The sequence below is a fragment of the Sphingobacterium phlebotomi genome (assembly GCF_008180195.1).
GTDB classification, from domain to species: Bacteria; Bacteroidota; Bacteroidia; order Sphingobacteriales; family Sphingobacteriaceae; genus Sphingobacterium; species Sphingobacterium phlebotomi.
Genome location: NZ_VTAV01000001.1, coordinates 123,937 through 138,425, shown reverse-complemented (window position 1 = coordinate 138,425; position 14,489 = coordinate 123,937). Strand labels below are relative to the sequence as shown.

General features: G+C 43.3%; 13 protein-coding genes. 6 read left to right on the top strand and 7 right to left on the bottom strand.

Features of this window, described 5'->3' with window-relative positions; genetic code table 11:
- Positions 1-51: 51 nt before the first annotated feature.
- The 7 genes from FXV77_RS00545 to cobA form a co-directional block, all read right to left on the bottom strand.
- On the bottom strand, positions 52-900 hold the full coding sequence (locus tag FXV77_RS00545) for a 4-hydroxy-3-methylbut-2-enyl diphosphate reductase (RefSeq protein ID WP_148917279.1): 849 nt from the start codon (positions 898-900) through the stop codon (positions 52-54).
- Positions 901-918: 18 nt separating this feature from the next.
- On the bottom strand, positions 919-1,263 hold the full coding sequence (locus FXV77_RS00540; RefSeq protein ID WP_148917278.1) for a Rieske (2Fe-2S) protein: 345 nt from the start codon (positions 1,261-1,263) through the stop codon (positions 919-921).
- Between the two features lie 100 nt (positions 1,264-1,363).
- Positions 1,364-3,169, bottom strand: coding sequence for a translational GTPase TypA (gene typA, locus FXV77_RS00535; protein WP_148917277.1), 1,806 nt, complete (start codon positions 3,167-3,169; stop codon positions 1,364-1,366).
- A 77-nt stretch (positions 3,170-3,246) separates the two neighbouring features.
- A complete protein-coding gene (kbl, locus tag FXV77_RS00530) occupies positions 3,247-4,437 on the bottom strand; it encodes a glycine C-acetyltransferase (RefSeq protein ID WP_148917276.1) in 1,191 nt (396 codons plus the stop codon).
- 106 nt (positions 4,438-4,543) lie between these two features.
- Positions 4,544-5,791 (bottom strand): ABC transporter permease, encoded by a 1,248-nt coding sequence (locus FXV77_RS00525; protein WP_148917275.1) that lies wholly within the window; start codon positions 5,789-5,791, stop codon positions 4,544-4,546.
- Between the two features lie 72 nt (positions 5,792-5,863).
- The gene (locus FXV77_RS00520) at positions 5,864-6,295 is read right to left on the bottom strand and encodes a DUF2147 domain-containing protein (protein ID WP_148917274.1); all 432 of its coding nucleotides are present in this window, start codon (positions 6,293-6,295) and stop codon (positions 5,864-5,866) included.
- Positions 6,296-6,383: 88 nt separating this feature from the next.
- On the bottom strand, positions 6,384-7,145 hold the full coding sequence (cobA, locus tag FXV77_RS00515) for a uroporphyrinogen-III C-methyltransferase (RefSeq protein WP_148917273.1): 762 nt from the start codon (positions 7,143-7,145) through the stop codon (positions 6,384-6,386).
- A 149-nt stretch (positions 7,146-7,294) separates the two neighbouring features.
- Between cobA and nirB the strand changes: the two genes are divergently transcribed.
- The 6 genes from nirB to FXV77_RS00485 are packed head-to-tail and all read left to right on the top strand — an operon-like array spanning position 7,295 to position 14,471.
- Positions 7,295-9,814, top strand: a complete 2,520-nt coding sequence (gene nirB / locus FXV77_RS00510) for a nitrite reductase large subunit NirB (RefSeq protein ID WP_148917272.1) — start codon at positions 7,295-7,297, stop codon at positions 9,812-9,814.
- Between the two features lie 33 nt (positions 9,815-9,847).
- Positions 9,848-10,195, top strand: a complete 348-nt coding sequence (gene nirD, locus FXV77_RS00505) for a nitrite reductase small subunit NirD (protein ID WP_148917271.1) — start codon at positions 9,848-9,850, stop codon at positions 10,193-10,195.
- Between the two features lie 28 nt (positions 10,196-10,223).
- Complete coding sequence (locus tag FXV77_RS00500; RefSeq protein WP_148917270.1) at positions 10,224-10,991, top strand: HesA/MoeB/ThiF family protein; 768 nt, start codon at positions 10,224-10,226, stop codon at positions 10,989-10,991.
- Positions 10,979-11,926 carry a bifunctional molybdenum cofactor biosynthesis protein MoaC/MoaB gene (gene moaCB, locus FXV77_RS00495; protein ID WP_148917269.1) on the top strand — a complete coding sequence of 316 codons (948 nt, stop codon included), beginning with the start codon at positions 10,979-10,981 and terminating at the stop codon, positions 11,924-11,926. Before FXV77_RS00500 ends, moaCB begins: the two co-directional genes overlap by 13 nt.
- A 1-nt stretch (position 11,927) precedes the next feature.
- Positions 11,928-13,136: a molybdopterin molybdotransferase MoeA gene (locus FXV77_RS00490; protein ID WP_148917268.1), complete on the top strand. Its 1,209-nt coding sequence runs from the start codon at positions 11,928-11,930 to the stop codon at positions 13,134-13,136.
- A 12-nt stretch (positions 13,137-13,148) separates the two neighbouring features.
- On the top strand, positions 13,149-14,471 hold the full coding sequence (locus FXV77_RS00485) for an MFS transporter (protein WP_148917267.1): 1,323 nt from the start codon (positions 13,149-13,151) through the stop codon (positions 14,469-14,471).
- The last annotated feature ends 18 nt before the right edge of the window (positions 14,472-14,489 follow it).

Genomic DNA, 14,489 nt, shown 5'->3' with positions numbered 1-14,489 from the left:
TTACAGGGAAGAGGGGGAAAGGCATATAATATGAGAATAACATGACCGAGCTTAAAACTGCTCCAATGCCTGTTTTACATTTTTCATAAGCCACATGGGCGTTGACGTCGCACCACAGATACCCACTGTATCGTTGGGTTCAAAAAGCGTTTCGTCCAATTCCGCGGGGTCAGAAATAAAATAACTTTGAGAATTTGCCTGCTTACAAACATCGTAAAGTACCTTTCCATTGGAAGATTTCTTTCCGGACACAAATACAATCTTGTTATATTGACGAGCAAAATCACCTAAATCTTCATAACGATTGGAGACCTGTCGACATATGGTATCGTTGGCTTTTACTTCGTAGCCTCGGTTTTGTAATTCCGCTTTAATAGCATAAAATTTATCGACGCTTTTTGTGGTCTGGCTATACAAGGTAAACGACGAAGGAAGTTCGACGTGATCCAATTCCTCTAAGTCCTGAAACACAATTGCTTCATTGTTTGTTTGCCCTTGTAAACCGATTACTTCTGCGTGACCGTGTTTGCCAAAAATTAAGATTTTTTCTTGTCCATCATAGGAGGTCTTTATCCTATTCTGTAGTTTGAGTACCACTGGACATGAGGCGTCAATAAGGGTAATATTATTTTCTAACGCTGTACGATATGTCTCAGGTGCTTCTCCATGCGCCCGAATCAAGACTTTTTCATTTTTTAGGCTAGCTAAATCTCCGTGACCGATAATACGTAGACCTTTTGCTTTTAAACGGGCTACTTCTTCATCATTATGGACAATATCGCCCAAGCAATATAAATATCCGTCGTCTTCAAGGATTTCTTCTGCCATATCAATAGCATAAACAACACCAAAACAGAAGCCGGAGTCTTTATCAATTGTTACTTGAAGATCTTTAGCCATACGTTACAAAAGTAAAGATTATTTTGTTAATAATCGCTTCCACCAAGATTTCTTAATGCCCACATACCATTGGTTATTTTCTTCTTTTAGGGGAAATACATCAATATAGTTGCCTTGGCCCTCATCTCCTTTTCCGGTTTGCAAATCAAATCGATGCCGGTGATAAGAACAAACTATTTTTTCATCTTCACACCATCCTAGACTGAGATCGGCACCTGCATGCGGGCAACGACTCGACGTCGCGTACAGCTTTCCATTCCATAAAATAATACAGAGTTTATTACCGTCGACCTCTACTTTCTCTATTTTTCCTTCCGTATGTGGTTTTTTTATAGCAAACCATTCCACATTATCCTTATCCATACCTAAAGATAACAAAATGTAATGACCGCTCGCTATGTTTAAAATGAAAAGAGACGCCTATAGCGTCTCTACAAAATATAAAAAATCGTTTGTTCTTTATTTATTGGAATTTCTTTGCGTTTATTTTTCTTTCGTTTTCTGTTAGATAAATCTTACGCAGACGGATGGACTGAGGTGTCACCTCAATATACTCATCTGCTTGGATATACTCCATACACTCTTCCAATGAGAATTTAATCGCTGGGGCAATGCGTGTATTATCATCTGAACCAGATGCACGCATATTCGTCAACTGTTTCCCCTTGGTAACGTTAATCGTCAAGTCGTTATCGCGGATATGTTCTCCCAAAACTTGCCCTTCGTAAATGTCTGCTCCAGGATCAACAAAGAAACGTCCTCGGTCTTGCAATTTATCAATAGAATAAGCCGTTGTTGATCCAGTATCCAATGAAATCAATACTCCTGCCAGACGGCCCGGAATAGTGCCTTTCCATGGTTCGTATCCTTTCAGACGATGCGCCATCACGGCTTCACCTGCTGTAGCGGTCAATACATTATTACGCAGTCCGATAATACCTCTAGATGGGATAGAAAACTCCAAATGCTGCATTTCTCCTTTCGTTTCCATCACGAGTAGCTCTCCTTTCCGTTGGGTAACCAGCTCGATCACTTTCCCTGACACATCTGCAGGAACATCGACAACCATCTCTTCGATCGGTTCGCATTTAACCCCGTCAATTTCTTTTACGATTACTTGTGGTTGGCCTACTTGTAATTCGTATCCTTCGCGACGCATTGTTTCGATCAATACCGACAAATGCAGAATTCCACGACCGTACACTAACCAAGCATCCGGAGATTCCGTAGGAACGACACGCAATGCGAGGTTTTTCTCCAATTCTTTCTGCAAACGGTCGTGGATATGACGAGAGGTCACAAACTTACCTTCTTTACCGAAGAATGGCGAGTTATTGATCGTGAACAACATGTTCATGGTTGGCTCATCGATGTGGATAACCTCCAATTGCTCTGGGTTTTCAAAATCAGCGATGGTATCTCCAATATCAAAGCCTTCTATACCTACTACCGCACAGATATCGCCAGCTTTTACTTCCGATACTTTAGCGCGTCCTAAACCTTCAAAAATCTGTAATTCTTTTACGCGGGATTTCACAACTTTTCCGTCACGCTTCACCAAGGAAACGGGTTGATTTTCTTTGATTGTACCACGCGCAACACGGCCGATAGCAATACGTCCAACAAACGTAGAGTAGTCTAACGACGTGACCTGCATCTGCAACGTACCTTCAGAAACTTTCGGTGCCGGTATATGTGTAACAATAGCTTCGAGCAACTCTGTAAAATCTGTTGTGGGTTGCTGCCAGTCCGTAGACATCCAACCTTGTTTAGACGAACCGTATAATACCGGGAAATCCAGTTGCTCTTCCGTTGCGCCTAAATTGAAGAATAAATCAAACACTTGTTCGTAGACCTCATCTGGGCGACAGTTTTCTTTGTCGACTTTGTTCACAACGACGATCGGTTTAATTCCTAATGCCAGCGCTTTACCCGTAACGAAACGAGTCTGTGGCATAGGCCCTTCAAACGCATCCACCAACAACACTACCCCATCCGCCATCTTCAATACACGCTCCACTTCTCCACCGAAATCGGCGTGACCTGGCGTATCGATAATGTTGATTTTGGTATCTTTATATTTTACGGATACGTTCTTGGACACAATCGTGATACCTCGCTCACGTTCCAGGTCATTGTTATCCAAAATCAATTCTCCGGTATTCTCGTTATCCCTGAATTGATTTGTATAATGTAGGATTTTATCAACGAGGGTTGTCTTGCCGTGGTCAACGTGTGCGATGATCGCAATATTTCTGATGTTTTGCATTGAGCGATAATGTATTATAAAAAATTTGAGGTGCAAAGATAACCATTTTACACCTCAAATTTTTATTTTTTAGATTATTATTTTATTACGTCGAGTTCTTTACCAACTTTTGTGAAAGCAGCAATTGCCTTATTCAGATGTTCGCGATCATGCGCCGCCGAAATCTGCACACGGATTCTAGCTTTTCCTTGTGGCACAACGGGATAATAAAATCCTATTACATAAATCCCTTCGGCTAACATCTTAGCAGCAAACTCCTGTGCCAATTTAGCGTCATATAACATCACCGGAACAATCGGATGAAAACCGGGTTTGATATCGAAACCTGCTTCTGTCATCTTTTCACGAAAATATTTCGTATTATTTTCGAGTTTGTCACGAAGCTCAGTTGTTTCACTCAACATGTTTAATACTGCGACAGAAGCGCCTGCAATTGCCGGAGCCAGCGTGTTCGAGAACAAATATGGGCGGGAACGTTGACGCAACATATCAATGATTTCTTTACGACCTGACGTAAAACCACCTGATGCTCCTCCCAATGCCTTTCCGAGGGTCCCCGTGATGATGTCCACACGATCTATCACATCAAACAGCTCATGTGTCCCCCGACCGGTTTTCCCGATAAAACCCGAGCAGTGTGACTCATCAATCATTACCAACGCTTCATATTGGTCTGCCAGATCACAAATTTTATCCAACGGCGCAACTGCCCCATCCATGGAGAACGCTCCATCGGTTACAATAATTTTATGACGAGCTCCCGAAGCCACCTTCAATTGCGTTTCCAGATCTTCCATGTCACAGTTTTTGTATCGGAAGCGCTGCGCCTTGCACAAACGCACGCCATCTATAATAGAGGCATGGTTCAGTTCATCGGATATAATAGTATCTTCCGCGCCAAGCAATGGTTCAAAGACCCCACCGTTTGCATCAAATGCTGCTGCATACAAAATGGTATCTTCTGTACCCAAAAATTCGGATATTTTACGTTCCAATTCCTTATGTATATCTTGTGTTCCACAAATAAAACGGACGGACGACATACCATAGCCATATTGGTCAATGGCTTTCTTTGCTGCTTCTATCACTCTCGGGTGAGAAGACAAACCCAAATAATTATTTGCACAAAAATTAATGACTTCCTGCCCTGTACTGACCTTGATATCTGCTCCCTGCGGTGTCACTATAATGCGCTCTTCTTTATACAAACCTGCTTCTTTAATCGCTGCAAGCTCTTTTTCTAATGCTGGTTTTAATGTTTTGTACATGATTGAAGTAAAAATTATCTAAAGATGAGCTCGCTAAAGCTCGGTTAAAAGTAAAAAACGATTCCAAAAGTGTTTGCTTTCGGATACAAACGCTAAGATAGAGGTATTACTCATACCTCAAAGCTTCCACGGGGTCTAGCTTGGAAGCCTTTGAAGCCGGATAATAGCCAGAGAGCATTCCGACGCCGACACAAACAGACATGCCTAGAACCGTCCATTTCCAGGGAATAATAAAGTCTGCTCCCAAAGCTAACGCTAATAAGTTGCCTATGGCAATACCCACGACAATGCCTACAATTCCTCCCAGTACGCAAATGACAATAGCTTCCATTAAAAATTGCTTTCTAATAACGGCAGGAGTTGCTCCGATTGCCTTCCGCACACCGATTTCACGTGTACGCTCTGTAACAGAAACCAACATGATATTCATCAGACCGATAGAAGCACCAACCAGTGTTATAAAAGCGATAACAATGGCGCCCAAGGTCACGTAGGCAAGATTCTGCATGAGCATCTGTGCCACCGCATCGGATTTGATAATCTCAAAGTCGTTGGTTTGTTTAGCCGTCAATCCCCTGATTTTGCGGAAGGTTGCAATGGCCTCCCCTTCTGCTCCTTCCATTTTATAAGGATCCGTAGACATGACCGTAATAACATAGGAAGGGTTTCCTTGATGCATCATCGCCCTTCCTCGCGACAAAGGAATAAAACAAGTTTTATCGGATCCGAATCCCGCACTGGAGCCTTTACTTTCCAGAACGCCAATCACCGTAAACCGTTCTCCGCCTATGGTAATATACTCGCCTACCGGATTCTTATTGTTTTTGAACAACTTAGTCTTGAGCTCTTCTCCGATAATCGCAACACTACTGGCATTATCCACATCCTGTTCTGTAAAATCACGTCCGGCAGCAAGCTTATAACCTGCGGTTTGTAGATAATGATTATCGCCACCAACCACATTGATATTAGGATTAGTTCTCTCTGCTTTGTACTTTGCAGTCGCTCCGCCCGTCACATTTGCACTAAGCGAAACCACGGCATTGTAGTCAAATCGTTCCTTAAACGCCGATGCATCCCGGTAAGTGATGGATGGAAAAACTTTTGCCTGGCTTCCAGATGCTCCAATCTGAACATTTAGCCCGCGATTACGTATGTTGAAGGAATTTGATCCCATGGACGAAAAAGAGTTGGTCAACGAACTCTGCATGGCATCTATCGAGGTTAACACACCAATAAGCGCCATGATGCCTATCGCAATGATAAGCGCTGTGAGAAAGGTACGCAACTTATTGCTTACAATGGATTGTAAGGCAAGTTTAACATTCTCACGGTAAGACATATTAACAGACATGACGCGTTGTTTCGTCCAAAATAAACGAAATAATGTGGAAAAACAAACCTTCCGAATATTTTCTTGACTATATCAATTTACAAGTTGCCAGGTCTGTGTTCTTCCAATTAAAGAAAAACCGATATAGCCTCGTACAAGAAGCTTATCTCCTTGTCTCGTTATGATGCATTTATACGACTTTCCATTTTTAGGATCTGTGATAGTGCCTCCGGAAAACTCGTCTCCATTTTTTCTTATCCCACGGATAATTTCCAATCCTAACAAGGGTTGATTCTTTCGATCGTCTTTACATTGAATGCATTTATCGTTCTCTGGCTTAATGAGAAGCTTACTAATTTTTCCGTAATACTTACCATCTGCTTTTTGGAAAACTTCCACAATGGATTTTGCCTCTCCCGTTTCATCATCCACAGTTTTCCATTTCCCCGCTATATTTTGGTTATTTTGCGCTATCGCCTGAAGTCCAATCAGCATACTTAGCCACACAAACAGCATCTTCCTCATATCTTTTCTAGTTTATAACCTTAACTATGTTAATGCTATCAAAAAGCATGCAGAAAATCAAATATAGTACGCTCGACTATCAAAACAATTACACCATATTTCTTTCTCGCTGCAATAAAGTAGAAAGATTATACTGCAAATTGACAACTTCTCCGATAACAATAATAGCAGGATGAGACATCCCTGCTTGCTGACTCGCCTTCACCAGGTCTTTAACCTTACATATCACTTTCTTTTCATCTGCCCTGGAAGCCCGCTGTATGATCGCTGCCGGACGATCTCCCTCACCATTCATCAGATAGATCCGTGCGATTTCTGCCAATTTACGCATACCCATATATATAACGACTGTAGAACTACAGTGAACCGCTAATGAAAGGTCTGCTGCGATATCACCGTCTTTTTTCATACCTGTCAAGACCCACACTCCTTCACTAACACCACGATGTGTCAGCGGTATATCACTCAATCCTACACCTTGCATACTGCTGATCCCTGGAATATATTCTACCTCCATCTCCAACTCCTTTGCAACAAACCACTCTTCGAATCCTCTACCAAATATGTACGGATCGCCTCCTTTCAACCTTACCACATTGGAAAAACGCCCACAATAATAAGCTATTAATGTATTTATATCTTCCTGTGGCATGTATTTTCCGTACGGATGCTTTCCTACATATATTTTTAAACATTTTCCCGAAGCAATATGAAGTATTTCTTCGTTAATTAGGTTATCATACAGTATTACCTCGGCATTTTTTATGCTTTTATACGCTTTTATCGTCAATAATTCTGGATCACCCGGACCAGAACCGACTATTTTTAGAGTTTTTAATCCATTTACCATATAAAAATCATTAAAATTCACTACAAATCAATCAAAAATAGAAAATAATATGATACATATCATGAAAATATTTCATTTATTGATATCAAAAACATAAATTAGCAAAATAAATAACGAAAAATCATTTTTTACCTCTAAATATCTGAAAAATGAATACAAAAACAGTTGTCGTAATCGGAAACGGAATGGTTAGCCATAAGTTTTGCGAAAAATTAATAACAAAAAGCAACAATTTTAAGTTAATAGTGTTCGGTGAGGAACCAATTAGGGCTTATGATCGTGTACATCTCACTGATTATTTCGGAAATAAGACGCTAGATGATTTATTTTTGTCAAAAAATGAGTGGTACGAAGAAAATAACATTGATTTATATCTCCATGACCCTATTGTAGACATTGATATTGAAAAAAAACGTATCCATTCCAAAAAGAATATCCAGATAGATTACGATTACCTCATCCTAGCTACCGGATCGGCTGCTTTCGTCCCCTCAATTCCCGGCGTCGACAAAGAAGGGGTATTTTTATATCGCACTATCGAAGACCTTGACCAAATTAAAGCATATGCCTCGGCCGCAAATAAAGGCACGGTCATTGGCGGTGGATTGTTAGGTCTGGAAGCTGCAAAAGCACTAGTAGATCTCGGCATAAAAAAAACAGCTGTTGTGGAATTTGCTCCACGACTAATGCCCAGACAAATTGACGACATGGCTAGCAGCATATTACAAAACAAACTACAGGCACTTGGATTGACCTGCTTTCTGCAAAAATCCACAACCCAAATACTAGGCAAAAATAAAATAACAGGGCTTGCATTCGCTGATGGCACTCAATTGGACAGCGATATCTTGATCATATCGGCAGGCATCAAACCTCGTGATGAGTTAGCAAAAGCTGCGGGACTAGCTATTGGACCTCGCGGAGGAATCGTAGTCGATGAGAACATGCGTACGTCCGACCCTCACACCTTCGCTATCGGTGAATGCGCCCTTTATAACGATATGATATATGGCTTGGTAGCTCCTGGATACGAAATGGCAGAGGTCGCTGCAACCACTATTTCTGGCGAACAGAAGCTTTTCGCTGGTTTCGACATGAGCACAAAGCTAAAATTAATGGGCGTCGATGTGGCTAGTTTTGGAGATCCATTTATCACGGAGCCTCATGCTCGGACCATTCTTCTGGAAGACAAGAATAAAGGTATTTACAAACGGCTCAATATCAGTACGGATGGCAAAAGGCTATTAGGTGGTATTTTGGTGGGTGAAGCAGCGAGTTACAACATGTTGTTACAGACTGTAAATAACAATATGCCGCTACCCGAACACCCTGAAACACTCCTTTTAGGAGAACAAAGTGAAAGTAAACCCGCCGGCACAGGACTGGAAGCTTTGCCCGACACAGCCTTGATCTGTAGCTGCGAAGGCATTACAAAGGCTCAAATATGTGATGCGGTAAGTCAGCAAGGATGTGAGCATGCCGATGATATCAAAAAATGCACGAAAGCCGGATCTGGTTGTGGTGGCTGTGTCCCTATGGTCAAAGACCTGGTAGCATATACCATGAAGAAACAGGGTAAATATATTCGCAATACCCTATGTGAACATTTCAATTTTAGTCGACAAGAACTATTTGATCTCATCAAGATTCATGATTTAAGAACCTACGACAGTGTACTGGACAATCTTGGAACAGGGCACGGTTGTGAAGTCTGTAAACCACTAGTTTCTTCGCTATTAGCCAGCCTTTGGAACGAAATGATACTGGGAAAGGGAAATGATGTGGCTCAAGATAGCAATGATCGCTTTTTGGCCAATATACAACGCGGTGGAACCTATTCTGTTGTACCCCGCGTACCGGGAGGAGAAATACAACCAGAAAAATTGATCGTTATCGGAGAAGTCGCTAAGAAATATGGGCTTTATACCAAAATCACAGGCGGACAACGCATCGACATGTTTGGAGCCCACCTTAATGACCTTCCTTTTATATGGGAAGAGTTAATTGCAGCTGGTTTTGAAAGTGGACATGCCTACGGAAAAGCTTTACGCACGGTAAAAAGCTGTGTAGGAAGTACGTGGTGTCGTTTTGGTCTTCACGATAGCGTATCCTTTGCTATTCAGATCGAAGAACGGTATCGTGGGATCCGATCTCCCCACAAATTGAAATCGGCCGTCAGCGGTTGTATCCGGGAATGTGCCGAAGCTCAAAGTAAGGATTTTGGAATCATTGCTACGGAAAAAGGTTGGAATTTGTATGTATGCGGAAACGGCGGCAGCAAACCTCAACATGCGCATCTCTTGGTGAGTGACATCGATAGTGAAACTTGTATACGCTATCTCGATCGGTTCCTCATGTTTTATATACACACCGCCGATCCATTAACACGTACAGCCACCTGGTTAAATAAAATGGAAGGAGGCGTCGATTATCTCCGGAATGTTGTTGTGGAAGATAGCCTCGGAATGGCGGAAACTTGGGAAAAAGAGATGCAGGCATTAGTAGACGCTTATCAATGTGAATGGAAGGTTGCGGTTAACAACCCTGATATACGCAAGCGGTTTGTTCATTTTGTGAACGCCCCATCCGAAAAAGATGAAAAGGTAAAATTCGAAGAAATGCGCGGGCAAAAGAAAGCTGCTGACTGGAATGCCCCAATAACATATTAATCAATAAAAGATAAAACTTAACACAATATCATTATGGAAACGTTAACAACCACTTCATGGAAATTAGCTTGTCGAGTAGAAGACACCATTGAAAATGGAGGTGTCTGTTTAAAATTAGAGGATCAGCAGGTTGCGCTGTTCTATTTCAAGCGTCGTAATGAATGGTACGCCACACAGAATGAATGTCCCCATAAAAAGCAAATGATCCTGAGCCGCGGCATGATCGGATCGTTAGGAGACAAACCCAAGATCGCCTGCCCTTTTCACAAGAAAACATTCGCACTGGACACTGGCGAGTGTCTCTCTGGCGATGAATGCGCCATCAAAACCTATCCAGTAAAAGTGGAAGACGGGTTCGTATATATTGCATTACAAAACTAATATAAGATGGCGATCAACAAATAACTGAATGAGTGAAATGCATAGCAGATTTTTTAGTGACCATCTTCAGCTGCCGGTTATCGGTAAGAAGGGTCTCGACAAATTAAAATGTACCCGCGTTCTGGTGGTTGGTGCAGGTGGTCTGGGCTGCCCTGTGGTTTCCGCACTAGCCGCTAGCGGTATCGGATATATTGGAATACTAGACGGCGATAAAGTTGAGCTCAAAAATCTGGCGCGCCAATATCTCTATACGCCAGCACAAGTCGGAACATTGAAAACTGCGGCTGCTATCACCCAATTAAAGATACGTTATCAAGATACCGTCTTCATCGCATATCCATTTTTTGCAAACGAAACCAATATCCATTCGATATTTTCGGAATATGACATCGTCATCGATGCAACGGACAACTTTCCTGCCCGCTTATTAATCGGCCATACGGGTATTCAGCTCGGTACACCAGTCATCTACGGATCTATTTTTCGTTCTGAAGTGCAGATCACCATTTTTAACTATAAAGCGCAACGCCTGGCCATAGACGATGTATTCACCCTGCAGCCAGCTGCGGAAGGGATGCCTTGTGAAGTATCCGGCACGTACGTCATCGGCAGTATGATAGCGGGTATGTTGATGGCAAACGAGGCCATCAAAGTAGTATTGGATTTGCCAGACAAACTGACGGGTAAATTGCTTTTATTCGATGTGCTTTCTCTTCAAAAACGCGTCATTAATTTTTCCAGTTTGCAATCCGATCCAACAGAGACCACCCCAGAAATGAAGACATGCGAGATATAAGCCATAAAATCAATACATTACGCACAGCTCTAGCTCATGCAGTGATCTATATTACCGAGTTAACAGCTGTCAAAATCCAACGGGATGAACTTCCCAAAGGAAACCTGTTTGATGTTGCTCGCGCAGCAGCATTCTTGGGGGCAAAGACTACCCCACAACTATTGCCTCACTGTCACCCAGTTAATATTGACGCGATGCAGGTCGATTTCGAATATATCTATCCCAGCTCCCATCCAGATTTTTTTACCGAACCGCAGTTGCGTGCCGGGATATTGATTACAGTATCTGCCAAGTCGATAGGTCGTACCGGTATAGAGATGGAGACGCTTACTGCTGCATCCATAGCAGCACTCGAGCTTTACGATATGTTGAAGCCTGTCGACAATCAATTGGAGATTGGCCATATTCGCCTAGCAAATAAAACAGGTGGTAAATCGGATCATAATCGCTTTTTAGCACCCCTTGCCACCTGCGCTATTTTGGTTTGTTCAGATGCCACCGCCAACGGACAGCGGCAGGATAACAGTGGTCGAAAAATCGAAGAAATGTTGCTGACCACCGGCGCACAAGTATTGGATTACCAAATCGTTGCGGACGAGAAATCACGCATCCAACAAGCCATCAAAACTTGGGTTGATCGAGACATACACTTTATTTTTACAACGGGCGGAACTGGATTGGGACCACGGGATGTTACCGTGGAAGCTGTGTCCGAATTAGTAGACAAAAGGGCAGATGGCATTGCAGAAGCTATGCGCGGACACGGGCAGCAACGGACACCATTGGCTATGATGAGTCGGTCCGTTGCAGGCACAATCGGCAATTCACTTGTCGTCACGTTACCCGGAAGCACCAACGGTGTGAAGGAGTGTTTAGAGGCGATTTTGCCAGCTTTGTTTCACGCCCGGAAAATGATGATGGGAGGAGGGCATTGATATGTTGACCTATCTGGAAGCCCGGGACAAGATTCGAAGCATGATAAAGCAACTTCCCACAGAACGCATCCCTCTCACCCAAGCATCAAATCGCATACTGGCCCATCCCATCTTCGCGGATAGAGATTATCCTCCATTCCATCGTGCAGCGATGGATGGAATAGCCATATGCATCGACGACTGGAATAACGGCATCCGGGAATTCCGTATTCGGACAACAATTTTTGCCGGTATGGAAACTCCTATAACTATTGCAACCGGCGAATGCTATAAGATCATGACCGGTGCCGCTTGCCCTGTTCCCGCGGACACCATTATCAGGAAAGAGGACCTTACCTTTACACCAAACGGTACGGCTCTTATTCTCGGTGAATCTATCTCGCGTGGACAACACCTCGCACAACGAGGCGAAGATCTAAAGAAAAACGAGCTGGCCGTTACCGTACCGCAGGTTTGTGATATCTCGCTGATCGGAACATTGGCAGCGCTGGGCACCCACCAAGCTCCTGTTTATAGGATGCCTACTGTAGGAATTGTCACCACCGGCAATGAGGTGGTCGATATCGATCAGCAACCAGAACACTTTCAAATCCGCAACAGTAATCAATATCTATTGCGCGCGCTTTGCGAACAATGGCAATTGCCCATTCGGTCTTGTCAGCATGTGTCTGATGAACCCAAAGCGTTATCAGCGGCCCTGAAACAAGCAACGCAGCAGCAACTCATCCTGATCAACGGAGGTGTTTCTGCTGGCGATGCCGATCATGTGCCCCAGATTTTACGAGAACTGGGCGTAGAGGTACTATTTCATAAAGTCTCCATTAAGCCCGGCAAACCCATTTTGGTCGGATGCTTACCAGAAGGCAAGATTATATTTGCGTTGCCCGGAAATCCCTTATCATGTTTCATGACCTTCAAACTATTTGTAGAGGAGTATCTCCACGGATGTTTGGGATTTACGAACGAACGTTTCCAAACGTCGACATTAATGATTCCCAGATGTAAGAAATCTTCGCTCGATGAGTTTTTTCCTGTTTTTCGGCATGCTGGGGAATATGGATACACCTGGAAGCCTCACCATGGCTCCGGTGATATAACAGCCACTGTCGGATGCGACGGTATCGGCTGGCATGTCCATAACAAACATGTAATTGCAGAAAACGACAGCATACCGGTACTCTCTTTACATCCTTTTTTTAATATTATTTAAACCATACTAACGATGCAACAGAATCAATCCCCCCTTTCAAAGCTCGACATCTTTTCATTCAAAGGTGTTCAAATGCGTACATTCCATATCACCTGGATAACGTTCTTTTTCTGTTTCTTCGGATGGTTTGGTGTCGCGCCTTTGATGCCCATGATTCGCGATCAGCTGAATTTGACCAAGAGTGAGGTCGGCAATATCATTATAGCGTCCGTCTCCGCCACCATTATTGCCCGCTTATTGATCGGCAAGTTGTGCGACACACTGGGTCCACGCCTCACTTATACCATTTTATTAGTTGTGGGTGCTATCCCAATCATGCTTATTGGCCTAAGCAACAGTTATGCCTCTTTTTTGCTATTCAGATTCTGTATAGGAATTGTTGGAGCTTCTTTTGTCATCACCCAATTTCATACATCCATGATGTTTGCGCCGAATATTGTCGGCACCGCCAATGCCGTAACTGGTGGATGGGGAAATCTCGGCGGCGGCGTTACCAATTTGGTTATGCCATTAATTGCTGCGGGTTTTGCCGCTATGGGTTTTGTTAGCGAAGCGGACTCCTGGAGACTCGCCATGATTGTTCCTGGCGTCATCCTTCTGATCATGGCTTTTATTTACTACCGATACACGACAGATGCACCTGCAGGGAATTTTAGCGATTTACAGAAAAAGGGTGTGTCTGCTTATCAGAAAAAAAGCAAGGGATCACTTGTGGAAGCATTGCAAGACTATCGTGTATGGGTATTGACACTCGCTTACGCCGCCTGCTTCGGCATTGAGATTACCGTAGATAATGTGGCGGCCATATTTTTTATAGACCGTTTTGGCACGAGTATCATTGTAGCAGGTGCAATGGCCGGTATATTCGGCGGCATGAATATTTTTGCCCGTGCACTGGGAGGTATCGTAAGTGACAAAGTCGGCAAGCGATTCGGGCTAAAAGGAAAAGGGACATTGTTAGGGCTGCTTTTGGTTTTGGAAGGTCTGGGTATCGCGTTGTTTGCTGCTTCAGGAACTTTGGTTTTTGCCGTTGTTTCCATGCTGATCTTCGCCTTGTTTCTGAAGATGGCCAATGGCTGTACATATGGGATCGTACCTTTTATCAACAAAGATAATATTGGTGTCGTCAGCGGTATCGTAGGTGCCGGCGGAAACATTGGCGCCATGTTGGTTGGTTTTCTGTTCAAGTCCGAAAACCTGACCTATACGGATGCCTTTCAATATATCGGCGCAGGGGTCGTACTCATCGGTTTGTTAGTCGCACTGACTAGATTCCAGCCAAAGCCAGCAATCAAGCGTAGTATGGAAACAGGAGAGCTCGACTTTCAACAATAAAATAGGAATTGATTTGCC